This window comes from Cupriavidus sp. GW822-FHT02D05 (assembly GCF_058802485.1).
Map to the genome: position 1 here is coordinate 47,814 of NZ_JBXAOE010000025.1, position 24,269 is coordinate 72,082.

The following is a 24,269-nucleotide window of genomic DNA, read 5'->3' on the forward strand; positions in this document are numbered from 1 at the left end:
CAAGCCGCCCGTCGCGTTCAGCGCAGCAATTTGCGCATTTCCACGTGAGCAATGCCGGCCTCTTCAAATTCCTCGCCGACCTGCTCGAAGCCCACACGCGCGTAAAACGGTGCCGCATAGCGCTGCGCATTGAGCACCAGCTCAGGGTAGCCAAGCTCCGCGGCCTTGGCCATCAGCGCATCCAGCACCCTGGCGCCGACGCCGCTGCCGCGCGCGGGCTTGAGCACCGCCATGCGGCCGATGTGGCCATCCGGCAGCAGGCGGCCTGTGGCCAGCGCACTGCCGTCCTCGGCCAGCGCCAGGGCGTGCCAGCTCGGCTCATCCCATTCGTCCCATTCCAGCTCCACCGGCACGCCCTGCTCTTCGACGAAGACGGCATAGCGGATGGCGCGCGCGGTATCGCGGGCTTCGGACCAGGGGGCGAGGCGGATGGTGATCGTCATAGTTGTTCGGTGCACAAAGCGCAAAGCGGTGAAAAAACTGCCAGAGGGGCGGACGCCATGATACTCCGGCCACGGCGGGGGCAAGCGACGCCGACCATTGCTGCAATGCCGCATGGAGAAAGGGATAGGGGTAATTCCCGATCCGCACTCTTCATCGAAAATTTGTATGATGACCATATTACCTAATCACCTGAGGCCTCCCGTGTTCCAGAAAGTCCCGGCCCGAGCCCTGACAGACACCGTTGCTGAACAACTGCTGGAGAAGATCGAAAGCGGTGCCTTCGGCCGTGGCGACAAGCTGCCCACGGAGGCGGTACTGTCCGAGGAATTCGGCGTCAGCCGCACTGTGATCCGCGAAGCCATCGCCCGGCTGCGCCACGAAGGCGTGGTGGAATCGCGCCAGGGCAGCGGCGTGTTCGTCACCGAGCAGGCCGGCATCCGGCCGCTACGGATCGACTACACCGATGTGGCCACGCTCGAATCGGTATTGCAGATCGTGGAACTGCGCCGGGCCATCGAGGCTGAGGTGGCCGCACAGGCGGCGCGCGACCGCACCGATGCCAGCATGACGGCCATCGACGCCGCACTGGCGCGCATCGATGCCGAGGAGGCCGCCGGCGGCGACGGCGTGGCGGCCGACGTGGCCTTTCACCGGACCATCGCCGAAGCCACCGGCAACCCGTTCTTTCTCAAGACGCTGGCGTTCCTGAGCCAGTACCTGGAAACCGCCACCCGCGTGACCCGTACCAACGAGGCACGCCGGGCGGATTTCTCGCGCCAGGTGCGCGAGGAACACCAGGCCATCGTGGCCGCCATCCGCGCCGGCGACGCGCTGGCCGCGCGCAACGCGGCCGAGACCCATATGTACAACGCGGCGCGGCGCCTGTCCCATGGCGGACAGCCCGAGACCGCTACCGACCTTGCCGACGCGCCCGCGCGCGGCCTTTCCCACTGATCGACTGATCCGCTGATCCGCTGATCCGCTGATCACCGCCCCCTGGCAGGAGTCTTCATGAGCAAATCAATTGGCGTCATCGGCCTCGGCGCGATGGGCAACGGCGTTGCGCACAGCCTGCTGCGCGCCGGCTTCAAGGTACATGCCTGCGACCTGCGGCCCGACGTGCTGCAGCGCTTTGCCGATGCGGGGGGCATCCCCTGCGCCAGCCCGGCCGAGCTCGGCGGCAAATGCGATGTGGTGGTCACGCTGGTGGTCAACGCCGCGCAGACCGAGGCTGTGCTGTTTGGCGAACAAGGCGCGGCAAGCAGCCTGCGCCCCGGCACGCTGGTGATCGCCAGCGCGACCGTGCCGCCGGGCTTCGCCGAGGCACTGGGCAAGCGGCTGGGCGAGCGCGGCATCCTGCTGCTGGACGCACCGGTCTCCGGTGGCGCCGCCCGCGCCGCCAGCGGCGAAATGACCATGATGACTTCAGGCCCGGCCGAGGCCTATGCACTGGCCGAGGACGTGCTGGCTGCCATGGCCGGCAAGGTCTACCGGCTGGGCGACGCGCATGGCGCCGGCTCCAAGGTGAAGATCATCAACCAGTTGCTGGCGGGCGTGCATATCGCCGCGGCGGCAGAAGCCATGGCGCTGGGCCTGCGTGAAGGCGTGGATGCCGATGCCCTGTATGAGGTCATCACCCACAGCGCGGGCAATTCGTGGATGTTCGAGAACCGCGTGCCGCATATCCTGTCGGGCGACTACACGCCGCTGTCCGCGGTCGATATCTTCGTCAAGGACCTCGGCCTGGTGCTCGATACCGCGCGCACCAGCAAGTTCCCGCTGCCGCTGTCGGCCGCGGCGCACCAGATGTTCATGATGGCGTCCAGCGCGGGACACGGCGGCGAGGACGATTCCGCCGTGATCAAGATATTTCCCGGCATCGAGTTGCCGGCGAAGAAGGCTGAGTGAGGCAAGCCAGCATGACTGCACAGAACCCTTCCTCGCGCGCCGTGCTTGGCTGCATCGCCGACGACTTCACCGGTGCCACCGACCTGGCCAACACGCTGGTGCGCAACGGCATGCGCACCGTGCAGACCATCGGCGTGCCGGCGGGCGGCGCGGCGCTGCCCGGCGTGGAGCAGGCCGATGCGCTGGTGGTCGCACTCAAGTCGCGCACCATCCCGGCGGCCGATGCCATCGAGCAATCGCTGGCCGCGCTGCGCTGGTTGCAAGCCCAGGGCTGCCGCCAGTTCTTTTTCAAGTACTGCTCCACCTTTGACTCCACCGACGCCGGCAATATCGGCCCGGTGACCGAGGCCCTGCTGGCGGCGCTTGGCAGCGACTTCACCATCGCCTGCCCGGCATTCCCGGAGAACGGCCGCACCATCTTCCGCGGCCACCTGTTCGTGGGCGATGTCCTGCTCAATGAGTCGGGCATGGAGAACCACCCGCTCACGCCGATGCATGACGCCAACCTGGTCCGCGTGCTGCAGCGCCAGAGCCAGGCCAAGGTGGGCCTGCTGCGCTACGACGCCGTGGCGCGCGGCAGCGACGCGGCCCGCCAGGCCATGGCCACCTTGCGCGGCGATGGCGTGAAACTGGCGATTGCCGACGCCGTAGGCGATGCCGACCTGCATACGCTAGGCGAGGCGTGCGCTGACCTGCCGTTGCTCACCGGCGGCTCGGGCCTGGCGCTCGGCCTGCCCGCCAACTTCCGCCGCGCCGGCTCGCTGCCGCAACGCGCGGATGCCGACAAAGTGGCGCCGGTGGCCGGGCCGGCCGTGGTGCTGGCCGGCAGCGCGTCCAAGGCGACCAATGCGCAGGTGGCGCAATGGCTTGTGGCCAAGCGCCCCGCCCTGCGCATCGACCCGCTCGCGCTGGCGCAAGGCGCACCCGTGGTTGAGGAGGCGCTGGCCCTGGCGGGCGCCCATGCGGAGCCGGTACTGTTCTACGCCACCACCACGCCGCAGGAGGTCAAATCGGTGCAGGCCGCCCTCGGCGTGGAGCGCGCCGGCCCTCTGGTCGAGCAGGCACTGGCGGACATCGCCGCCGCGCTGAAAGCACGCGGCACGCGCCGCTTCGTGGTAGCCGGCGGCGAAACCTCGGGCGCGGTGGTGCAGGCACTGGGCGTGCAAGCCCTGCGCATCGGCACGCAGATCGCGCCGGGCGTGCCCGCCACCGTCACGCTGGAAGCGCAGCCGCTGGCGCTGGCGCTCAAATCCGGCAATTTCGGCGGTGTGGACTTCTTTGACGAAGCGCTGCGCCAGCTTGGAGGGCAAGCATGAGCACCGAAGCCAGCCTGCGTGAAGAAATCTGCCGCATCGGCGCCAGCCTCTACCAGCGTGGCTACACCGTCGGCAGCGCCGGCAATATCAGCGCGCGCATGGAAGACGGCTGGCTGATCACGCCGACCGATGCCTGCCTGGGCATGCTGGACCCGGCCGCCATCGCGAAGGTGGACAGCGGCGGCAACTGGGTGGCCGGCGACAAGCCGTCCAAGACGCTGACCCTGCACCGCGCCATCTACGACAACAACCCCCAGGCCCATGGCGTGGTGCATACGCACTCCACCCACCTGGTGGCGCTGAGCCTGGCGGGCGCCTTGCAACCGGACGATGTGCTGCCGCCGATCACGCCTTACTACGTGATGAAGGTCGGGCATATCCCGCTGATTCCCTACCATCGCCCGGGCGACCCGGCGGTGGCGGCGCGCGTTGCCCAGCTTGCCGCCGAAGTGCGCGGCGTGCTGCTCGCGCGCCTCGGCCCGGTGGTGTGGGAGGCCACCGTCTCGCGCGCCGCCTTCGCGCTCGAGGAACTTGAAGAAACCGCCAAGCTCTGGCTGATGCTCAAGGACAAGCCTGACCCGCTCGACGAGCAAGCGCTGGCCGAACTGCGCGATACGTTCAAGGCGCGCTGGTAGGGACCACGCGCGCAGGTACGACAAAGCCCTAACAACAAAAACACAAGCAAAGCAGAACCGCCCGCCGCCCGCCCTCGCTAACGCCTGGGCCGCGGCAAGGGCAGCGTTCGCCCCCGGTTTGCCGCTAACAACGGAAATCAATCCGGAACCAAGCTGGAACCAAGCCGGGACCAAACCGATATACGGAGACAACCATGCATGCATCCACCCAGGCCGCGCTAACCGGCGCCGGCCAAGACATCGACCGCGACATCGAGAAACGCGCTTACAGCAAGGTGTTCTGGCGCATCATGCCGTTCCTGATGCTGTGCTACGTCATCGCTTACCTGGACCGCGTCAACGTGGGCTTCGCCAAGCTGCAGATGGCGCAGGACCTGGCGTTTTCCGAAACCGTGTTCGGCCTTGGCGCCGGGCTGTTCTTCATCGGCTACTTCCTGTTCGAAGTCCCCAGCAACCTGCTGATGCACAAGCTCGGCGCGCGCGTCTGGATCGCACGGATCATGATCACGTGGGGCATCATCTCGGCGCTGTTCGTCTTCGTGAAGACGCCCACCACCTTCTACATCATGCGCTTCCTGCTCGGCCTGGCCGAGGCGGGTTTCTATCCCGGTGTGATCCTCTACCTGACCTACTGGTATCCGGCCAACCGGCGCGCCAAGATGATCGCGCTGTTCATGTCGGGCATCCCGGTGGCTGGCATGCTCGGCAACCCGCTGTCGGGCTGGATCATGGATGCCTTCCATGACTACGGCGGCATGCGCGGCTGGCAGTGGATGTTCCTGATCGAGGCCCTGCCCGCGCTGCTGATCGGCATCGTCACCGTGTTCGTGCTCAAGAACGGCATCGACCAGGCGCCGTGGCTGGACGCCAACGAGAAGCGCGTGCTCAAGCGCAATATCGAGGAAGACGCGCGCCAGGCTGGCGCCTCGGGCACCGGCCACTCGCTCGGCGCCGTGTTCAAGGACAGCCGCGTCTGGTGGATGTGCATGATCTACTTCTGCTTTGTCACCGGGCAATATGCGCTGACGTTCTGGATGCCCACACTGGTCAAGACCAGCGGCGTTACCGGCAACCTCAATATCGGCCTGCTCAGCGCGATTCCGTTTATCTGCGCCATCGTGGTGATGAACTTCCTCGGCCACAGCGCCGACGCCCGGCGCGAACGCCGCTGGCACCTGATCGTGCCGGCGCTGATGGGCGCGGTGGGCTTTGCCATTGCCGCTTCGTATACCCACAATACCGTGGTGGCCATTGCCGCGCTGTCGCTCGCCGCCGCCGGCGTGCTGACCTGCGCCCCGCTGTTCTGGTCGCTGCCCACCGCCTTCCTGTCCGGGCTGGCCGCTGCCTCGGGCATTGCGGTGGTGAATTCGGTGGGCAACCTGGCGGGCTTTGTGGCACCGTACATGGTGGGCTACCTGACCGACCTCACCCACAGCACGCAGTCGAGCATGTATGTGCTGTCGGGCATGCTGGTGCTCGGCGCCGGGCTGGTCTGGTTCACGCCGGCCAAGCTGGTCAACCGCTAGGCCAAGAACTCAAGAACACAAGAACCCAAGAACAACGCACTTCTCCTGGAGCACCGCATGCCGCGTTTTGCCGCCAACCTATCGATGATGTACACCGAGCACGCCTTCCTGGATCGCTTCGCCGCCGCAGCGGCAGACGGTTTCAAGGCCGTGGAGTATCTCTTCCCGTACGAGCACGCTGCCGCGGAAATCCGCGCGCGGCTCGACGCCAACGGCCTGGCGCAAGCGCTGTTCAACGCGCCGCCGGGCGACTGGACTGCCGGCGAGCGCGGCATGGCCGCCCTGCCCGGGCGCCAAGCCGAATTCCGCGACGCCTTCGGCCGCGCACTGGAATACGCTGCCGTGATCGGCAATGACAAGATCCACGTGATGGCCGGCCTGGTGCCGGCCGGCGCGGACCACGGGCGCCATCGCGCCTGCTACCTGGAAAACCTGGCGCATGCCGCGCAGGCTGCGGCTGCACAAGGCATCACGGTCCTGATCGAGCCGATCAACGGACGCGACATGCCCGGCTACTTCCTCAACCGCCAGGACGACGGCCAAGCCATCTGCAAGGAAGTGGGCGCGGCCAACCTGAAGGTGCAGTTCGACTGCTACCACTGCCAGATCGTGGAAGGCGACCTTGCCGTCAAGCTCAAGCGCGACTTTGCCGGCATCGGCCACATCCAGATTGCCGGCGTGCCCGAGCGCCACGAGCCGGACCTGGGCGAGCTGAACTACCCGTACCTGTTCGACGTGATCGATGGCCTTGGCTATGACGGCTGGATCGGCTGCGAGTATCGTCCGCGCGCCGGTACCTCGGCGGGTTTGGGCTGGCTCAAGCCTTACTTGAAGGCCTGAGCGGCCGCTGTCTCCATGCCGCCCACGGCGGCACAACAGGAAAACGAACATGCAAGTACTGATCACCGGCGGGGCAGGCTTTCTTGGCCTGCAACTGGCCCGCCAGCTGTTAAAACGCGGCACCCTGGACATCGACGGCAAGCCCGTCGCCATCGCGGGCCTGACGCTGCTCGACGTGGTAGCACCGCCTGCGCTGAACGACACGCGCGTGCGCGTGGTCACCGGCGACTTGTCGGATCCCGCCGTGCTTGCGCAGGCGATCGACGAACACACCGGCGCGGTGTTTCACCTGGCGGCAGTGGTCAGCGGCCAGGCCGAGGCGGATTTTGACCTGGGCATGCGCGTGAACCTGGATGCCGCGCGCGCGTTGCTGGAAACCTGCCGGGCGCTTCACGTGAAACATGGCAGCCGGCCACGCGTGGTGTTCACCAGTTCGGTGGCGGTGTACGGCGGCACCCTGCCCGCTGTGGTGCAGGACGATACCGCGCTCAATCCGCAATCCTCCTACGGCGCGCAGAAGGCCATCGGCGAGCTGCTGCTGTCGGACTACAGCCGCCGCGGCTTTATCGACGGCCGCGTGCTGCGCCTGCCGACCATCAGCGTGCGGCCAGGCAAGCCCAATGCCGCGGCATCGTCGTTCGCCAGCGGCATCATCCGCGAACCACTGGCAGGCGTTGCCGCCAATTGCCCGGTCTCGCCGGAAACGCCGCTGTGGCTACTGTCCCCGCGCGGGGCGATTGCCGCGCTGGCGCGGGGCATGGAGATCGATGGTGCCGAGCTTGGCGAACGCCGGACGGTGAACCTGCCCGGCTTGTCGGTCACGCCCAAGGAGATGGTGGCGGCGTTGCGACGCGTGGCCGGCGACACCGTGGCGAATCGCGTGAGCTGGGAGCGCGAGGCGCGCATCGAGAATATCGTCGGCACCTGGCCTGCCGCATGGAATACGGAGCGCGCGCTGGCGCTGGGGTTCCAGGGCGACGAGGATTTCGATGCAGTGATCCGGGCTTATATCGAGGATGCGGGCATAGCGGCGCGTTGAACCCGCAGACGCGTCTTGGCGGCGCTGGCTTGCACGCAGGCCAACGCTGCCACACCTGAAACCACGAAAGCCGGACAGATCAAGCGTCCGGCTTCACCATTTCATACGCCGTGATCGTTTCCCGCACCGGTCCCGGAATCGGCGCCGACTTCTGCGTAGCGGGATCCGCGCAGACATAGACGATCTCGCCCGTGACGAGGTGCTCGTCGCCGCGGTACATCTCCACGCGGAACAACATGCTGGAGCGGCCCAGGCGCGCAATCCGCCCCCGGATCTCCAGCATGTCGTCAAAGCGCGCGGACGCGTGATACTCCAGCGTGGACTTCACCACGAAGATATCCACGCCGTGCGCGTGCAGCACATCCTCCGGATACCGGATCCCCACCGCCCGCCAGTACTCCGTCACGCAGATATCGCAGTAGGTCAGGTAATGCGCGTTGAACACGATCGATTGCGGATCCACTTCGGCCCAACGCACGCGCAGCGGCATGCTGTGACGGAAATCTTCCTTCGCCATGTCAGCGTCCCTCCTTGATTGCCGGCCGGATACCGGCCTGATATGAAAACGGCGCCGGCCCCGGACAGGGCGGCGCCGGCATAAAGCGGCTAAGTCAGGCTTATTGCGGCTTGTTCAGCCCCAGCTTGTCAATGATGGCCTTCTCTTTCTTGACCGTATCGGCGGCGAAGTGCGCGTATTGCTCGCTGCTCATGTAGAACGGCTCCATGTCGAACTTGGCCAGCGCATCGCGGTAGTTCTGCATTTCCATGGCCTTCTTGAAGCCGTCGTGAAGCTTCTTCACGATCTTCGGATCGGTGCCCTTGGGTGCCACCACGCCGAACGGCGAGGTCTGCACGATGCCCAGGCCCAGCTCCTTCAACGTCGGCACATTGGGGAAGCGCGCCGAGCGCTTCTCGCCCCAGGTCGACAGCAGGCGCAGCTTGCCGGACTCCACGTACGGTGCCCAGGCCGGGGTGTCCGCCACCGACATCACGTGCCCGCCCAGCAGGGCCTGCATCGATTCCGAGTTGCCCTTGTACGGAATATGCGAGAACTGCACGTTCTGCTTCATGGCCAGCTCTTCCATGGTCAGGTGCAGCGTGGTCATCGAGCCCGGCGAGCCGTAGGTCAGGCGGCCCGGGTTGGCCTTGGCGTAGGCGATGTAGTCCTGCATGGTCTTGATCGGCGAATCCACCGGCACAACCAGGCCAAACGAGTAGCCGGCCAGGTTGATCACGTACGACAAGTCCTTGACCGGATCCCAGTTGATCTTGGTGGTGTACGGCAGGCGGTAGACCGGCATGGCCACCTGCGCCAGCGTGTAGCCGTCCGGCTGGGTCGATTGCATCAGCTGGGCGGGCAATACCCCGCCCGCGCCAGGCTTGTTCTCGATGATCACCGGCTGGCCGAGGATCTTGGAAGCGTTTTCCGCCAGCACGCGGAACGGCAGGTCGGTGGAACCGCCCGCGGTATAGCCGATGATCAGGCGAATCGGCCGTTGCGGGAAATTGTCCGCCTGCGCCAGGGCCGGCGCGCTGGCCAGCCCCAGGGTAGCCGCGGTGGCGGCGAGCGCGCCCGCATGGGCGAGGAAATGGCGGCGTTGCATGAGTCTGTGTCTCCTTTTGCTACTGCTACAAGTAATGCACTACACGTAAAGCCAATGAAACCGGGGGTTCTGCGACCGCTTCGATCTGGCTGCCGGCCCGTGCCGGCAAGTCCCGCTCAGCCGTCGAAGGCAGCGCGCAAGGCGGCGACCGCGTCGCCATGCGCGCCGGCCACCGCCGGGACAAAGCGTCCCAGCTTGAAAAAATCGTGGATCATGCCCTGGTAGTCGGCCAATTGCGCCGGCACGGCCGCGGCGCGCAGCTTGGCCGCGTAGGCCACGCCTTCGTCGTGCAGCGGGTCGTAGCCCGCCACGGCGATCCAGGCCGGGCAGCAACCGCGCACGTCGGCACCCGTGCCACCACCGTCCAGCGGGGCAAAACGCCAGTCGTCGCGGCTGGTTTCGCTGTCCAGGTATTGCGAGAAAAACCACTGGATCATCGGCGCGGTCAGCAGATAGCCCTCGGCCAGCGCGCGATGCGAAGGCGTGTCCTGGCGGGCGCAGGTGCCGGGATAGATCAGCATCTGCAGGACAGGCTCCAGGCCCAGATCCCGCGCGTGCACGGCGCAGGCGCTGGCCAGGGTGCCACCCGCGCTGTCGCCGCCCAGGGCGATACGGCCGGCATCGGCGCCCAGGCGCGCGGCCTCGGCGAACACCCACGCCATGACATCGAACGCATCGTTCGCCGCATGAGGAAACTTCCACTGCGGGCCAAGCCGGTAGTCCACCGACAGCACCATGCAATCCGCCTGCATGCACAGCAGCCGGCTCAAGGGATCGTGCGAGTTGACGCTGCCCACCGTGAAGCCGCCGCCATGGAAGTACACCAGCAAGGGCAACGGCTCGGCCCAGCTGGCCTCGCGCGGCGCATACAGCCGCACCGGGATGTCGTAGCCATCGCGCGCGGCTACCGTCAGGTTTTCCACGCTGTGTACGGCCAGCGGCGCGATATCCATGATGGGCGCGCTCTTTTCGTAGGCGGTCTTGGCGTCGGCCGGGTCCAGTTCGTGGATGGACGGACGCTTCACGCGCCCGATCAGCTCCAGCAACGCCGCCACCTGCGGGTCCAGCGGCACCGGCGGCATGCCGGGCAAGGCAGGCGCAGGCTGGGCGGGCGCAGCGGTGGAATCAGGCGGGACAGCGGACATGGACACTCAGAATCAGTAGCAACGAACCTTCGGCAGCAGCCGAATCTCCAGTGGCGTCAGCGCCGCTGGCGTTCGAATTGTGAACGATCGTTCGATTTTAGTATGATTCCAGATGTTTCTGCAGCAAAGCATATGAAATTTCCCTGGGGCTGGTCAGGGCGGCAGGTTTTGCGCGATCATCGACCATCGTCAGAAAAGCCAGAAGTCAGAAGCCAGAAGAAATAGAAAACCCTCATCGACGGAGACAGCATAGATGGCCTTCATTTATTACCTGACCCACATCCACCTGGATTTCGGCACCATCAGCCAGCTCAAGGCAGAGTGCGAGCGCATCGGCATCCGGCGCCCGCTGGTCGTCACCGACAAAGGCGTGGTTGCCGCCGGTGTGGCCCAGCAGGCCGTCGTGGCCCTGGGCGGCCTGCCGCACGAGATCTTCGACGAAACCCCCTCCAACCCGACCGAAGCCATGGTCAAGAAGGCCGCGGCGCAGTATCGGGATAGCGGCTGCGATGGGCTGATCGCGGTCGGCGGCGGCTCCTCCATCGACCTGGCCAAGGGCATCGCCATCCTCGCCACCCATCCCGGCGAGCTGACCACCTACGCCACCATCGAAGGCGGCAGCGCCAGGATCACCGAGCGCGCCGCGCCGCTGATCGCCGTGCCGACCACCTCGGGCACCGGCAGCGAGGTGGCGCGCGGTGCCATCATCATCCTGGAAGACGGCCGCAAGCTCGGCTTCCACTCGTGGCACCTGTTGCCGAAATCCGCCATCTGTGACCCGGGCCTCACGCTCGGCCTGCCGGCCGGCCTGACCGCCGCCACCGGCATGGATGCCATCGCGCATTGTGTGGAAACCTTCCTGGCGCCAGCCTTCAACCCGCCCGCCGACGGCATCGCCCTGGACGGCCTGGAGCGCGGCTGGAAGCATATCGAACGCGCCACCAGCGACGGCCAGGACCGCGACGCGCGCCTGAACATGATGAGCGCCTCCATGCAGGGCGCCATGGCCTTCCAGAAGGGACTGGGCTGCGTGCACTCGCTATCGCACCCGCTCGGCGGCCTCAAGGTGGACGGCAAGACCGGCCTGCACCACGGCACCCTGAATGCGGTGGTGATGCCAGCGGTGCTGCGCTTCAACGCCGACGCGCCCAGCGTGGTGCGCGACAACCGCTACGCCCGCCTGCGCCATGCCATGGGCCTGCCCCAGGACGCCGACCTGGCCCAGGCCGTGCACGACATGACCGCGCGCCTCGGGCTGCCCACTGGTCTGCGCCAGATGGGGGTCACCGAAGACATGTTCGACAAGGTGATCGCCGGCGCACTGGTCGACCATTGCCACAAGACCAACCCGAAAGAGGCCAGCGCCGCGGATTATCGGCGTATGCTGGCGGAATCCATGTAAGTGCCGCGGCGGGCCGGCAGCACAGGTGCGCGGAACAGCCGGGGCGATCCAGCTTTACCACCCAGCACGGAGAAGAGGTCATGACAGGGGAACACCTGCAGGTCTTGCACGGAGACATCACCCGCATGGAAGTCGACGCCATCGTCAATGCCGCCAATAGCGGCTTGCTCGGTGGCGGCGGTGTCGACGGCGCCATCCACGGAGCTGGCGGTCCCGCCATCATGGCCGCCTGTCGCGGCATTCGCGAAACCAAGGGCGGCTGCCCCACCGGCCAGGCGGTGATCACCACCGGTGGCCTGCTGCCCGCGCCTTACGTCATCCACGCGGTCGGCCCGGTCTGGCAAGGGGGCGACCACGGCGAAGACGCCCTCCTTGCCAGCGCCTACCAGGCCAGCATCGCGCTAGCCGCGCAGCACAAGCTGCGCACCATCGCCTTTCCCAATATCAGCACCGGCATCTACGGTTTCCCGCGCGAGCGCGCCGTGGACATTGCCATCGAGGCGGTACGCAAGGCCCTGGTGGCCGCACCCACCATCGAGCAGGTCAGTTTTGTCTGCTTTGATGACGAGAATTACCGGTTGTATCGGCACAGGTTGAGCTAAATGGCTGACGGGAAATCGGCATTCTCCTGCGATTTCCCGTTTTGCTGTCTTCCTCGCTGTCCCTGCCCTCGCTCCGGGAGTTCTTCTCACTCCTGGGCTAATTCGCCACCACCACCCCCTCCAACGCCAGCCCCACCGCGGCCTGCGCATGCAAAGCCGTGGTATCGAACACCGGCAGCGCCACATCATCCTGCCCGATCAGCAGCGCGATCTCGGTGCAGCCCAGAATCACCCCGCCCACGCCCTGCGCCTGCAAGCCGCCGATAATCCGCCGGTACACATCGCGCGAGGCGTCGCGCACGATGCCGTGGCATAGCTCGTCGTAGATGATCCCGTGGACCAGCGCGCGGTCGGCGGCGTCGGGGACCACGACTTCGATGCCGTGCTTGTCCTGCATGCGGCCGCGATAGAAGTCCTGCTCCATGGTGAAGGCCGTGCCAAGCAAGCCCACGCGCCGGATGCCGGCCGCGCGCAATGCTTGCGCGGTGGGATCGACGATATGGAGAAAGGGGATGTCGAGCGCGGCTTCCAGGACAGGGGCCACGCGGTGCATGGTGTTGGTGCAGAGCAGCACGAAATCCGCGCCGGCGGCCTGTACCTGCAGGGCGGCTTGCCGCATGGCTTCGCCGAGTTCGTCCCAGCGTTGCGCGTGCTGCAGTGCCTTGATCTGCTCGAAGCTGACCGTGACCATGACGCTGCGCGCGTTATGGTGGCCGCCGAGACGTTGTTTCATGTCCTGGTTGATCAGGCGGTAATACTCGGCCGAGGATTCCCAGCTCATGCCGCCGATCAGTCCGATCGTCTTCATCTTGACCTTCCTTGCGCACCGGCGCCGTCGAATCAGGTCAATGTAGCAGCAGGCGCCACCCCGCCCCATGCACAGTGCGGCGGTTTCCGACCGGGCCGGCGCAGGCGCGCATGCCTGACGCGGCCTGGCATGCACAACAAATCAGGGCAAAGCGCTCCGGATCAACAGGTTGATGCGCTCCGGCTGCTCGTGGATGACCCAGTGGGTGCCATCCGGAATGCGCTCCAGCCGCATGTCCGGGATGAACTTGTCCAGGCCATCCAGCAGGCTCTTGGGCAGCGCGGTGTCGCGCTCGCCCCAGACCACCAGCGTCGGCACGCGCACGGTGAAGGCGGCGGGATCGAGCCTGGAGATATCGGGAAGTGTCTCGCCAGGGCCCGGCGGATGCATGGGCGACGCGCGGTAATAGTTCACACCGCCGGTCAGCGAGTGAGAGCCGCCGGCGCCGGGCTGCGACCAGGCCGCGTGGTATTTCTCGCGGGTCTCGCCGGTAAACCAGGGCGCGGGCTGCTTGCCCTGCCCATTCAGGAAGCCCTCGAGCTTGGCGAAGCCGTCCGCCGCCAGCGCTTGTTCCGATCCCGGCTCGCGCAGCCAGTTCATATAGGCCGAGGCGGCTTGCTGCTGGGGATCGCTGGTCAGCGCCTTGGCAAACACATAGGGATGCGGCGAATTGATGATGACCAGCCGCTCCACCATCTGCGGAAACTGGATGGCCAGGTTCCAGCAGATTGCTCCGCCCCAGTCGTGCGCCACCACCACGCAATGCGAGTAGCCCAGCGCGTTGATGAACTGGACCAGGTCCTCGACGATGTGGCGGGGACGGTAGGCCTCGACTTCCGCGGGCTTGCTTGAGAGGTTGAAGCCGCGCAGGTCCGGCGCCACCGCGAAGTGGGTCTTGCCGAACTCGGCCAGCTGGGCTTCCCACTCGTACCAGAACTCGGGAAAGCCATGCACGAACAGCACCAGCGGCTTGCCGCGCTCGCCGGCGCTGGCGTAGTGCAGGCGCGTGCCATTGGGCAAGGTGGCGTACTGCAGATGGCGAATGACTGCAGGTTTGGTCATGTATTCCTCCCTTGCCGCAATGGCTGTCTCTGGTGGACTTGCTGCTGGCCGCACCTGGCGGCTCCCCCTCGGTTATCCGCGCAAGGCGGCGATGAGCCCGGCGCGCACTTCCGGCTTGTCGGCGAACGGGTCGCTTGGGTTGCGTTGGCTAATGATATCTTCGAAGCGCTGCCGCACGGGATCCAGTTGCTGCGGATGCGAGTAAATATAGAAGCCGTTGTCGCGGATGGCATCGAAGGTGAGTTGCGCCACTTCAGCGGCCGTGACCTTGCCCGAACTGACCGCTTTGTCCGACATGGCTTGCGACACCAGTTGCGAGCGCGTAGGCGGAGCGTCATTGGCCAGCCCGGCCGGCCGGTTGCGGCCCGATTGCGTGATGCCGGTCGGCACGAAATACGGGCACAGCACCGAGCAGCGCACCTGCTCGCTGACCAGGCTGAGATCCTGGTACAGCGATTCGGACAGGGAAACCACGGCATGCTTGGAGACGTTGTAGACGCCCATCGCGGGCGGGCTGAGCAAGCCGGCCATGGAGGCCGTATTGACGATATGGCCTTCGAACGACGGGTCCTTGGCCGCGGCCGCGAGCATCAGCGGGGTAAAGATGCGCACACCGTGGATCACGCCAAAGAGGTTGACGCCCAGCACCCACTCCCAGTCGCGCTCGGTGTTTTCCCACATCAGGCCGCCCGCGCCCACGCCGGCGTTGTTGAACAGCAGGTTGACCTGGCCAAAGGTGGCGATGGCGGCATCGGCCAGCGCCTGCACCTGCTCGGCCTTGGACACATCCACGCGCACGCCGATCACCTGCACGCCTTGCGCCTTGAATTCCGCCACGGCGCCATCCAGTGCGTCCTCCTGCACGTCGGCCAGCACCAGCTTCATGCCGAGTCCCGCACCCAGCTTGGCGAATTCCTTGCCGAAGCCCGATGCACCACCGGTGATCACTGCCACCTTGCCCTGGAATTGCTTCATGTTGTCTGCCTCTCGTTTGCTGTCGTTGTTATGGGGTTGCCTTGCCGCGCGGGTCTTAGCCCGCGTGCTGCACTTGATAGCCTTGGCGCGGGAAATGCACGTTGACCGCGCCCGCACGCGGGTCCTGGCGGCGCAATGTGGCACGGTGGGCGTCCAGCGCCACCAGCACGCCGGCCACGGGATCGCGCGCGTAATCCGTTGGCGTCACGGTGACCGCGTCGCCCGCTTCGAAGCCGCTGCCGGCAGCCACCCCGCCAGGCAACGCGGCCGGATCGGCGTGCCGTGCCACTTCTAGCGCCGACTCCGCGCTGACCACCCGCACCGTGCCATGGCCAAAGGCCTTCATGCGCGCATACCAGGCTTGCACCGCCGGATACGCATCCAGCAGCTTGGCCAGCTCGCTGGCGCGCTGGATGAACCAGATATTGTGGTACAGCGAAAAATCCGCCACCGACAGCTCGGCCCCGGCCACATGCGCCACGCCCGCCTTGAATTGCTGCTCGAGCCGCCCGAAGGTTTCATGCAGCATGGCGATGGCCTCGGGCAACGGCATGCGCAGCGCATTGGTCTCGCCACGCATGGCCTTGCGATCGGCCGAGAAAGCCTGCATTTGCGCCGGCGTGAGATGGCCCAGCATGCTTTGCGCGCCAGCCGGCTGGAACAGGTAGGTGACGGCGGCGGTAAACAGCGCGGTATCGATCCAGCCAGCGACCAGGCGCGTGGTGGCCGCTTGCGCGGCGGGATAGAGCGGGCGCGCGGGCGCCGCGCTGTCGATCACCTCGCAGATCAACGCGGTGTCGCAATAGATGTCGGCCCCGACCTGCAGGATCGGGGTGCGGCGGTAGCCGCCGGTCAGCGCCACCACGTCCGGCTTTGGCATGATGGGCGGGATTTCCACCGCTTGCCACGCCAGGCCCTTCGCGCCCATCAGCAGGCGGATCTTCTCGGAGAACGGCGACGTTGCATACTGGTGAAGGATAAGGTCTGCCATGGTGTCGGAATCGCTTGTGTTGCCAGTCTGAAGCCAATCTATCGCCAATCTATAGCCAGATTAAACTCAGCCTGAAATTTCTCTTATGCCTGCTGCCGGTGCGTCGGGCGGATGCCGCCACGGGTATCAGCAAGGCGCGTGCCTGCTATTGCTCGATTTCCTCTGTCGCGCTGTCAACCGCACTACCGCCCCGTTTGCTTCAGGGCCTTGAGCGCCATGTTCTCGACCAGGCGCGGCGCCAGCAGCTTGAGCCACAGCCCGAGCCGGCCCTTGCCGGTCATCACCAGTTCGCGCTTGCGCGCGGCCATGGCCGCCAGCATCTGTCGCGCGCATTCCTGCGCGCTCATGGCCCCCTCCTCGCGCAGCCGGCTCTCGCCCAGTGGGCGGCCGTCTGGGCCGAAGCCATTGATGCGCGTATCGGTCGCCACCACGCCGGGGAACACCACGCACACATCCACGCCAGACCCGCGCAGCTCGGCCCGCAGCGCCTCGCAGAATCCCGCCAGTGCGAACTTGCTGGCCGAGTAGGCGGTACGGCCTGGCACGCCGATCTTGCCGGCCAGGCTGGACACCGCCACCATCAGGCCGCCGCGCTCGCGCAGGTGCGGCAGCGCCTCGCGCGTGCACCACATGGCGCCGAAGTAGTTCACGCGCATGACCTGCTCGTAGTAGCTGTAGTCCGATACCTGTTCGAAGTAGCCGTGGGCGGACACGCCGGCATTGTTGACCAGCACGTCGAGCCCGCCATACTGCGCCACCACCGTGGCCACCAGCCGCCGGCAGTCGAACTCGTCGGACACGTCGACGCGCCACACGCCGACGTCGGCGGCCGGGTGCTGGCGGCGGATGCGCTCCGCCAGCGCCTGCAGCATGTCGACACGGCGCGCCGCCAGCGCAAGCCGCGCACCCTGCTGCGCCAGCAGCAGGGCCAGTTCGGCGCCAATGCCGTCGGACGCGCCGGTGATCAGCACGACCTTGCCAGTGAATGGAGCAAAGGCGGCCATGACTTCAATCCAGCAGGTCGGGCTGTTCCTTGACGATGCGGGCGTACAGCGGCTGGAACTGGAACCAGCCCGCCTGCGCGGTGCCGACGATCGAGTACGCCTGGCGCGCCGCGGCGTCGGAGATCACCTTCAGCGGCGCATTGGTGCGCGCGGCGGCGGCCTCGGCCAGCAACTGCACCTGGCATGAGCGCTCCATGGTGATGAACCACCAGGCAGCTTCGTCCACCGTCTTGCCCACTGTCAGCAAGCCATGGTTCTGCAGGATCGCGGCCTTGTTGCTGCCCAGCGCGTTGGCGATGCGCTGGCCTTCGTCCAACTCCACCACCACGCCGCCGAAATCGTCGTAGAGGGCATGATCGTTGTAGAAGGCGCACACGTCCTGCGTCAGCGGGTCGAGCGTGCGGCCCAGCGTGGACCAGGCGCGGCCATAGGTGCTGTGCGAGTGCGCGGCGGCGACCGCGTCTTCACGGGTCTGGTGCACGCGCGAATGGATGGCAAAGGCCGCGGCGTTGACCGGGTAATCACCTTCGACCACGTCGCCATGGTGATCGCAGCGGATCAGGTTGGACACCTTGACCTGGCTGAAATGCACGCCGAACGGGTTGACCCAGAACGTATCCGGAAACTCGGGATCGCGCGCGGTGATGTGGCCGGCCACGCCTTCGTCGAAGCCGAACTTGGAAAACAAGCGGAAGGCCGCGGCCAGCCGCTGCTTGCGGTGCAGGCGCTCCTCTGCCGGCGTATCGAACTTCGGCGGGCGCGGCAGTACGCGGTACTTGGCCTTGACCGCTTCGGACAGGCCGGCGGCCATTTCGTCCTGGTCGGCCTGGGGCTTGGTGCTTTCTGCAGGGGCGTTCATGGGGAATCTCCTTGTTCGTAGTTGGTTTGCCCCCCTCTCCCGCGTGCGGGAGGGGTCGGGGGAGAGGGCGGGCGCTCGTTACGCCTGCGTGCCGGACAACACCACGGGCTTCGCTCCAAGTGGCTCCTAGCTAAGCCACCCCTCTCCCCGGCCCTCTCCCCCTGAGGGGAGAGGGAGAGACAGCCGTCGTCATGGCGCGCGGCTCTGGCCCGCTCGGCGGCTTCGGTGCATGCCTCTGGTTAAACCAGCTTGACCAGTTGCTTGCCGAAATTCTTGCCCTTGAGCAGGCCCATGAACGCTTCCGGCGCGCTCGCCAGGCCTTGCGCAATGCTCTCGCGGAACTTGAGCTTGCCTTGCGCCACCGCGGTGCCGAGCTCTTGCAGCGCTTGCGGCCACACGTCCATGTGCTCGGACACGATGAAGCCTTCCACGGTCAGGCGCGACACCAGGATCAGCTGCGGGTTCTTCAGCGGCATCGGCTGGCCATCGTAGCCAGCGATCATGCCGCAGATGGCGATGCGGCCAAAGGCGTTCATGCGGGCCAGCACGGTGTCGAGGATCTCGCCGCCGACGTTCTCGAAGTAGCCATCCACGCCATCCGGGGTGGCTTCCTTGAACATCGTGTACAGCTCCTTGCTGTCCTTGGCCGCCTTGTAGTCAACGCAGGCATCGAAGCCGAGTTCATTGACCACGTAGTCGCACTTGTCCTTGCCGCCGGCAAAGCCGACCACGCGGCAGCCCTGGAGCTTGGCCAGCTGGCCCACCACGCTGCCGACCGCGCCGGAGGCCGCGCTCACCACGATGGTCTTGCCGGCCTTCGGCTGGATGATCTTGTTCAAGCCATACCAGGCCGTGACGCCGGGCATGCCGACCGAGCCGAGGTAGGCCGACAGCGGAATATGGGTGGTATCGACCTTCTGGATGCCGATGCCATTGGTGACGCCCATTTCCTGCCAGCCGAACATGCCGACCACCTTGTCGCCGACTGCGTACTTGGGGTTCTTCGTCGCCACGATCTCGCCAACCGTGCCGCCGATCATCACGTCGCCCAGCGGCTGCGGGGTGGCGTACGACTTGCCCTCGTTCATGCGGCCGCGCATATACGGATCGAGCGACAGGAAATGATTGCGGACCAGCACCTCGCCTTCGCCGATCTCGGGCACAGGCACCTCTTCCAGGCGGAAGTTGTCAGGGGTCACGGCGCCGGTGGGACGCGATGCCAGGACGATGCGCTTGTAGGTGTTCGACATGATGGCTTCCTTACAGTGAAATGGACAAGGACACTCGCCCTTTGCCGTTCGTTGTGGGTCGTTGCCGGCTAGCTGGTCAGCTTGCCGGCTTGTTTGGTTATTTCATCAATAACAGCGCCAGTGCCCGATACGCGCGATGCGTGACGGGGTCGTTGGCGCCGTTGGCCGCGATGGGATGCGAGGCGTAGCGCACGATGGTGAGTTCCGCCTTGGGATCGACGTAAATACGCTGGCCGTGGATGCCACGTGCCTCGAACACGCCGTGGTCGTCGTTCGAGACCCACCACATCGAACGGTAGCTCCAGCCGGGCAAGGTGGCATAGCCAGCCTTGGCAAACTTGGCGGGATCGCCGCCGCGGCGGATGTCCGCCACCACTTCGGCCGGGATGACCTGCTGGCCATTGAAGCGGCCGCCGTTGCGCATGGTCTCGCCAAAGCGGGCCAGGTCGCGCAGCGTGGTGTTCAGGCCGCCGCCACCGGACTCGCTGCCGATGCTGTCCACCATGAAGTAGGCATCGTTCTCCGCGCCCATCTTTTGCCAGACGCGCTCGGAAAGCAGCTTGGCCAGCGACTGCCCGGACACGCGCTTGACGATCCAGGCCAGGACTTCGGCATTGACGGTCTTGTAGGCGAAGGCCTGGTCATGCTCGCCTTCCTTCTTCAAGGTGGCCAGGAATTCGTAGAACGTCTTGGGTCCGGCATAGCCGGGCTCGCGCGGCATCATGCCGCCGGCGCGGCTGTAGTCCCAGATCTCGGCCTTGGGGTCGGCATAGTTTTCGGAATACTTGACGCCCACCGTCATGTCCATGACTTCGCGCACGGTCGCATCGCCGTAGGCGGTGCCCGCCATCTCCGGCAGGTAGCGCGTAACGGGTGCGGCGGGATCCAGCTTGCCGTCCGCCACCAGGATGGCGGCCAGCGTGCCGACGAAGGACTTGGTGACCGACATGGCGATGTGCGGCGTATGGTCGTCCAGCGCGCCGAAGTACTTCTCGTAGACGACCCGGCCCTTGTGCATCACCAGGATGCCGTCGGTATAGGTCAGGCCGAGCATGTCGCTGAACGTGCGGCGGGTGCCGTCGGCATCGGTGAACGGCACGCCACCGATATCGCGCTCGGCACGCGGCAGTGCCGAAACCGGGCCGCGCCCGTGCCAGACCGAGGCTGTCGGGACCAGTTCGCGGATATGCGAAAAGCTCCAGCGCGTGCGCGGGAAGCCGTTGCTGGCAGGAGTGAAGCTGATGACCTTGGCCGCTGCGGGAGGAAAGCCCTGCATCCAGCCCGCCGCAACGGGATCGGTGGCGGCCGCGTCCGGGAACACTGGCGCGGCAGGTGCCGCAACCGGCGCGCCGGCCGAAGGAACAGGTGCATTCTGGGCTTGGCCCGGCTGATACATGGCAAGGGCTCCTGCGCCGAAGGCGGCGAGCACGGTCAGTTTCAATCGCCGCGTGGCGGCAATCCGTTCAAACAGCATCTTGTCTCCATTTTTGTTTTACAGCTGCTGCGCGCCGCCGGCTCTGGTGACCCTGCCGGTCTTGTAGCTAATATCCCCTCTCTGCCCCGCGGCCTCAGCCGTCCGCGCCGGTATCCGAAGCGCCGCTTGCCGCCCGCTGCGGCGGCACGCGCTTGACGAACTTGAACGTGCCCGACCCGCGCGACACGGTCTTGCCATCGGCGTCGACGATCTCCGCCTCGCAAAAGGCCATGGTGCTGGTACGGTGCACGCACTGGCCGCGCGCGATGAGCTTGCCGCGGCCAGGCGCCATGAAACTGGTCTTCATCTCGATGGTGACCACCCCGCGGCCATCGGGATCGGCGGCGCGACCGGCGATGGCCATGGCCACGTCGAGCAGCGTCATCAGCACGCCGCCATGGGCCATGTCCCAGCTGTTCTGGTGACGCGTTTCCAGCGCCAGTTCGATCTCGCTGCCCTCCTTGTCCATGCGGGTGCATTGCACGCCGAGATCGGCAAGGAAGGGAATCTTGAGGGGAAATCCGTTGGTTTTAGTCATAGTTGCTAGTGTGGCGAAGACGGCACGGCTGGCCGGCTGGCGAGGCGAAAAAGCCCCGCCCTGCACGGGCCAACCGCATTGGAGCATGGACTTTATACCGCGCTCACGCCGCCATCCACCGCCAGCACCTGGCCGGTGATGTGCTTGCCGGCGGCGCTGGCGAACAGCAGCGCCGCGCCCTTCAGGTCTTCGTCGTCGCCCAGCCGGTGCAGCGGCACCGACGCGCACATGGCATCCACCCCAAGGCGGTCCAGCGAGCCCTGCGTCATCTTGGAGGGGAAGAAGCCCGGCGCCAGCGCGTTCACCGTGATGTTGTGCTCGCCCCACTCGGCCGCCAGCGTGCGGGTAAAGTTCACCACCGCGCCCTTGGAGGTGTTGTAGGCAATGGTTTCCATCGATCCCGGCGGGTTGCCCGCCAGGCCGGCGATGGAGGCCACGTTGATGATGCGGCCATAGCGGCGCGGAATCATCGACAGCTTGCCGATGCGCTGCGACAGCAGGAACACGCCGCGGATATTCAGGTTCATCACCTTGTCCCAGGCTTCCACCGGGTGATCTTCGGCAGGCGCGCCCCAGGTGGCGCCGGCATTGTTGACCAGGATGTCGATATGGCCCAGCTTGGCCAGTGCCTCGTCGGCCAGGCGCACGATATCCGCATCGCGCGCGCCGTCGGCGGCGATCCACTCGGCATCGATGCCAAGCGCCTTGAGGTGGGCTTGCGCCGCTTGCAGCTCATCGGCCTTGCGCGCCGACAGCACGATGCGCGCGCCCTGCTCGCCAAGCGCTTCGGCAATCTGCAGGCCAAGCCCGCGCGAGCCGCCGGTGATCAGTGCCGTCTTGCCCTTCAGGTCGAACAATTGCTGGATGGTGTTCATGGTGTCTCCCGATTTGGTTTGGCGCGCGCGCAGATCGATGCGCGCGCTCGTTCATCTTGCTTGGATGCCGCTCAGAACCAGGCGTCCTGCATGTCCAGCGTGGTGCGGTCCAGCGAGGCCAGCAGGTCTAGCTGCGGGCCCACCTTGGGCAACTCCCAGCGGAAGAAGTACGCCGCCGCCGCCAGCTTGCCGCGATAGAAGTCCTGGTCCTCCTGGCCCTTGGCTCCCGCCAGTGCGGCCTGCGCCACCAGTTCCTGCTCCAGCCACGTCCACGACAGCACGACATGGCCGAAGGCTTCCAGGTAGACCGAGGCGTTGGCCAGCGTCACCGTGGCGTCGCCCGCCGCCCACAACGCCTGCGTGACTTGCGCCACGCGCTTGACGGCGGCGCCCAGCGCCTTGGCGTGGCTGCCCAGCGCGGCATCGCCGCTGGCCAGGGCGCGGCCGATGGTGGCCTGGATCTCTTCGCCCAGCACCTTGAAGGCCGCGCCGTCCTTCATCACCACCTTGCGGCCCAGCAGGTCCAGGCCCTGGATGCCGTGCGTGCCTTCGTGGATCGGGTTAAGGCGGTTGTCGCGGTAGAACTGCTCGACGTTGTACTCGCGGGTGTAGCCGTAGCCTCCGTGCACCTGGATGGCCAGGTTGTTGGCTTCCAGGCACCACTGCGACGGCCAGCTCTTGGCGATCGGCGTGAGGATATCGAGCAGCAGTGCCAGGCGTTCATGCTCGGCACCCTGCGCAGCACGCTCCTGGTCCACCAGTTGCGCGCAATACAGGTTGAGCGCCAGCCCACCTTCCACATAGCTCTTCTGCGCCAGCAGCATGCGCCGGATGTCCGCATGCTCCACCAGCCGCACCTGCGGGCTGGCCGGATCCTTGCCGCCGGGGCCGATCGGGCGGCCTTGCGGGCGGTTGCGCGCGTAATCGACCGAATGCAGGTAGCCGGTATAGCCCAGCATGACCGCGCCCAGGCCCACGCCGATGCGGGCCTCGTTCATCATATGGAACATGCAGGCCAGGCCCTTGTGGGCCTCGCCCACCAGGTAACCAATGGCGCCCGCCTTGCCGCCCGGTTTGTACTTCATGCCTTCGCCGAAGTTCAGCAGGCAGTTGGTGGTGCCGCGATAGCCCATCTTGTGGTTCAGGCCGGCCAGCACCACGTCGTTGTGCTCGCCCAGGCTGCCGTCGGCGTTGACCAGGTATTTCGGCACGATAAACAACGAGATGCCCTTCACGCCCGGGATCAGCTTGCCGTCCGGGCCGGGGATCTTGGCCAGCACGAGGTGGACGATATTGTCGGAGAGCTCATGCTCGCCGGCAGAAATCCACATCTTGTTGCCGCGCAGGCGGTATTGCTGGCCGAGCGGCGATTCGCCCTCGTAGTCGGCGCGCGTGGTGATGTCCGACAGCGACGAGCCCGCCTGCGGCTCGGACAGGCACATGGTGCCGAAGAAGCGGCCTTCCATCTCCGGCTTGACGAAGGTCTCCACCTGCGCCGGCGTGCCGTGCGTGAGCAGCAGGTTGGCGTTGCCGATGGTCAGGAAGGGATAGGAGCTGGTGCCGACGTTGGCGCCCTTGAAGTAGGCAAAGCCGGCCTTCTCCACCACCACGGGCAGTTGCATGCCGCCGATGTCGTAGTCCTGCCCGGCGGCCATCAGGCCGGCCTCGCAGAAGGCCTTTAGCGCGGTCTTGACCTCGGGGATGATGCTGACGGTCTCACCGTCGAAATGCGGCTCTTGCTGGTCGTTCTTCTTGTTATGTGGCGCGAACAGGTCGGCGGCGATCTTCTCGCAGGTATCGAGCGCGGCGTCGAAGGTCTCGCGGGAATGGTCGGCGTAGCGCGGAATACGGGTCAGCCCTTCGACCTTGAGCCATTCGTACAGCACGAAGTTCAGGTCACGGCGGGAAAGGATCAGCGACATGGCAGGAAACGGCTCCCAGACTGAAAGGGAAAATCAAAGATGCGCGACCC

General features: G+C 66.2%; 24 protein-coding genes. 9 read left to right on the forward strand and 15 right to left on the reverse strand.

Going from position 1 to position 24,269, the window contains the following annotated elements; genetic code table 11:
• Positions 1 to 17: 17 nt before the first annotated feature.
• Positions 18 to 443 (reverse strand): GNAT family N-acetyltransferase, encoded by a 426-nt coding sequence (locus AC1RQK_RS28655; protein WP_492376300.1) that lies wholly within the window; start codon positions 441 to 443, stop codon positions 18 to 20.
• Positions 444 to 645: 202 nt separating this feature from the next.
• Between AC1RQK_RS28655 and AC1RQK_RS28660 the strand changes: the two genes are divergently transcribed.
• The 7 genes from AC1RQK_RS28660 to denD all read left to right on the forward strand — a co-directional run bounded on the left by AC1RQK_RS28660 (position 646) and on the right by denD (position 7,708).
• Positions 646 to 1,398: a FadR/GntR family transcriptional regulator gene (locus AC1RQK_RS28660; protein ID WP_492376301.1), complete on the forward strand. Its 753-nt coding sequence runs from the start codon at positions 646 to 648 to the stop codon at positions 1,396 to 1,398.
• A 57-nt stretch (positions 1,399 to 1,455) separates the two neighbouring features.
• On the forward strand, positions 1,456 to 2,352 hold the full coding sequence (gene ltnD, locus AC1RQK_RS28665; RefSeq protein WP_416048650.1) for an L-threonate dehydrogenase: 897 nt from the start codon (positions 1,456 to 1,458) through the stop codon (positions 2,350 to 2,352).
• Positions 2,353 to 2,363: 11 nt separating this feature from the next.
• Positions 2,364 to 3,668, forward strand: coding sequence for a 3-oxo-tetronate kinase (otnK, locus tag AC1RQK_RS28670; protein WP_492812602.1), 1,305 nt, complete (start codon positions 2,364 to 2,366; stop codon positions 3,666 to 3,668).
• Positions 3,665 to 4,303, forward strand: a complete 639-nt coding sequence (gene otnC / locus AC1RQK_RS28675; RefSeq protein WP_492812604.1) for a 3-oxo-tetronate 4-phosphate decarboxylase — start codon at positions 3,665 to 3,667, stop codon at positions 4,301 to 4,303. The genes otnK and otnC overlap by 4 nt, the downstream gene beginning before the upstream one ends.
• 194 nt (positions 4,304 to 4,497) lie before the next feature.
• A complete protein-coding gene (locus AC1RQK_RS28680) occupies positions 4,498 to 5,829 on the forward strand; it encodes an MFS transporter (protein WP_492376303.1) in 1,332 nt (443 codons plus the stop codon).
• A gap of 57 nt (positions 5,830 to 5,886) precedes the next feature.
• Positions 5,887 to 6,669 (forward strand): 2-oxo-tetronate isomerase, encoded by a 783-nt coding sequence (gene otnI, locus AC1RQK_RS28685; protein ID WP_492376304.1) that lies wholly within the window; start codon positions 5,887 to 5,889, stop codon positions 6,667 to 6,669.
• A gap of 49 nt (positions 6,670 to 6,718) precedes the next feature.
• Positions 6,719 to 7,708 (forward strand): D-erythronate dehydrogenase, encoded by a 990-nt coding sequence (gene denD / locus AC1RQK_RS28690; RefSeq protein ID WP_492812607.1) that lies wholly within the window; start codon positions 6,719 to 6,721, stop codon positions 7,706 to 7,708.
• Positions 7,709 to 7,787: 79 nt separating this feature from the next.
• Here denD and AC1RQK_RS28695 read toward each other — a convergent pair whose 3' ends face one another.
• The 3 genes from AC1RQK_RS28695 to AC1RQK_RS28705 all read right to left on the reverse strand — a co-directional run bounded on the left by AC1RQK_RS28695 (position 7,788) and on the right by AC1RQK_RS28705 (position 10,457).
• Positions 7,788 to 8,225 carry a YbgC/FadM family acyl-CoA thioesterase gene (locus AC1RQK_RS28695; RefSeq protein WP_492376306.1) on the reverse strand — a complete coding sequence of 146 codons (438 nt, stop codon included), beginning with the start codon at positions 8,223 to 8,225 and terminating at the stop codon, positions 7,788 to 7,790.
• Positions 8,226 to 8,325: 100 nt separating this feature from the next.
• Positions 8,326 to 9,312 (reverse strand): tripartite tricarboxylate transporter substrate binding protein, encoded by a 987-nt coding sequence (locus tag AC1RQK_RS28700; protein WP_150990354.1) that lies wholly within the window; start codon positions 9,310 to 9,312, stop codon positions 8,326 to 8,328.
• Positions 9,313 to 9,428: 116 nt separating this feature from the next.
• Positions 9,429 to 10,457 carry an alpha/beta hydrolase gene (locus AC1RQK_RS28705; RefSeq protein WP_492812609.1) on the reverse strand — a complete coding sequence of 343 codons (1,029 nt, stop codon included), beginning with the start codon at positions 10,455 to 10,457 and terminating at the stop codon, positions 9,429 to 9,431.
• Positions 10,458 to 10,710: 253 nt separating this feature from the next.
• Between AC1RQK_RS28705 and gbd the strand changes: the two genes are divergently transcribed.
• Entirely contained in the window at positions 10,711 to 11,859 is a 1,149-nt protein-coding gene (gene gbd / locus AC1RQK_RS28710) for a 4-hydroxybutyrate dehydrogenase (protein WP_492812611.1), read from the forward strand.
• 80 nt (positions 11,860 to 11,939) lie between these two features.
• Positions 11,940 to 12,461 (forward strand): O-acetyl-ADP-ribose deacetylase, encoded by a 522-nt coding sequence (locus AC1RQK_RS28715; protein WP_043346598.1) that lies wholly within the window; start codon positions 11,940 to 11,942, stop codon positions 12,459 to 12,461.
• Between the two features lie 97 nt (positions 12,462 to 12,558).
• On the opposite strand, the gene AC1RQK_RS28720 is transcribed toward AC1RQK_RS28715, so the two are convergent.
• The 11 genes from AC1RQK_RS28720 to AC1RQK_RS28770 form a co-directional block, all read right to left on the reverse strand.
• On the reverse strand, positions 12,559 to 13,269 hold the full coding sequence (locus tag AC1RQK_RS28720; RefSeq protein ID WP_492812613.1) for an aspartate/glutamate racemase family protein: 711 nt from the start codon (positions 13,267 to 13,269) through the stop codon (positions 12,559 to 12,561).
• A 141-nt stretch (positions 13,270 to 13,410) separates the two neighbouring features.
• On the reverse strand, positions 13,411 to 14,331 hold the full coding sequence (locus AC1RQK_RS28725) for an alpha/beta fold hydrolase (RefSeq protein ID WP_492812615.1): 921 nt from the start codon (positions 14,329 to 14,331) through the stop codon (positions 13,411 to 13,413).
• A 72-nt stretch (positions 14,332 to 14,403) separates the two neighbouring features.
• Complete coding sequence (locus AC1RQK_RS28730) at positions 14,404 to 15,306, reverse strand: SDR family oxidoreductase (protein WP_492812617.1); 903 nt, start codon at positions 15,304 to 15,306, stop codon at positions 14,404 to 14,406.
• 55 nt (positions 15,307 to 15,361) lie between these two features.
• Positions 15,362 to 16,297: a glutathione S-transferase family protein gene (locus tag AC1RQK_RS28735; protein ID WP_492376310.1), complete on the reverse strand. Its 936-nt coding sequence runs from the start codon at positions 16,295 to 16,297 to the stop codon at positions 15,362 to 15,364.
• Between the two features lie 182 nt (positions 16,298 to 16,479).
• Positions 16,480 to 17,301 (reverse strand): SDR family oxidoreductase, encoded by an 822-nt coding sequence (locus AC1RQK_RS28740; RefSeq protein WP_150990339.1) that lies wholly within the window; start codon positions 17,299 to 17,301, stop codon positions 16,480 to 16,482.
• Between the two features lie 4 nt (positions 17,302 to 17,305).
• Positions 17,306 to 18,160: a class II aldolase/adducin family protein gene (locus tag AC1RQK_RS28745; protein WP_477133959.1), complete on the reverse strand. Its 855-nt coding sequence runs from the start codon at positions 18,158 to 18,160 to the stop codon at positions 17,306 to 17,308.
• Between the two features lie 239 nt (positions 18,161 to 18,399).
• Positions 18,400 to 19,410, reverse strand: a complete 1,011-nt coding sequence (locus tag AC1RQK_RS28750; RefSeq protein WP_174426383.1) for an NADP-dependent oxidoreductase — start codon at positions 19,408 to 19,410, stop codon at positions 18,400 to 18,402.
• 97 nt (positions 19,411 to 19,507) lie between these two features.
• Complete coding sequence (locus AC1RQK_RS28755; RefSeq protein ID WP_492812621.1) at positions 19,508 to 20,884, reverse strand: serine hydrolase domain-containing protein; 1,377 nt, start codon at positions 20,882 to 20,884, stop codon at positions 19,508 to 19,510.
• Between the two features lie 94 nt (positions 20,885 to 20,978).
• Positions 20,979 to 21,422, reverse strand: coding sequence for a PaaI family thioesterase (locus AC1RQK_RS28760; RefSeq protein ID WP_174426385.1), 444 nt, complete (start codon positions 21,420 to 21,422; stop codon positions 20,979 to 20,981).
• Between the two features lie 92 nt (positions 21,423 to 21,514).
• Positions 21,515 to 22,297: an SDR family oxidoreductase gene (locus tag AC1RQK_RS28765; protein WP_492374576.1), complete on the reverse strand. Its 783-nt coding sequence runs from the start codon at positions 22,295 to 22,297 to the stop codon at positions 21,515 to 21,517.
• Between the two features lie 71 nt (positions 22,298 to 22,368).
• Positions 22,369 to 24,219, reverse strand: coding sequence for an acyl-CoA dehydrogenase (locus tag AC1RQK_RS28770; RefSeq protein ID WP_492812624.1), 1,851 nt, complete (start codon positions 24,217 to 24,219; stop codon positions 22,369 to 22,371).
• Positions 24,220 to 24,269 lie beyond the last annotated feature (50 nt).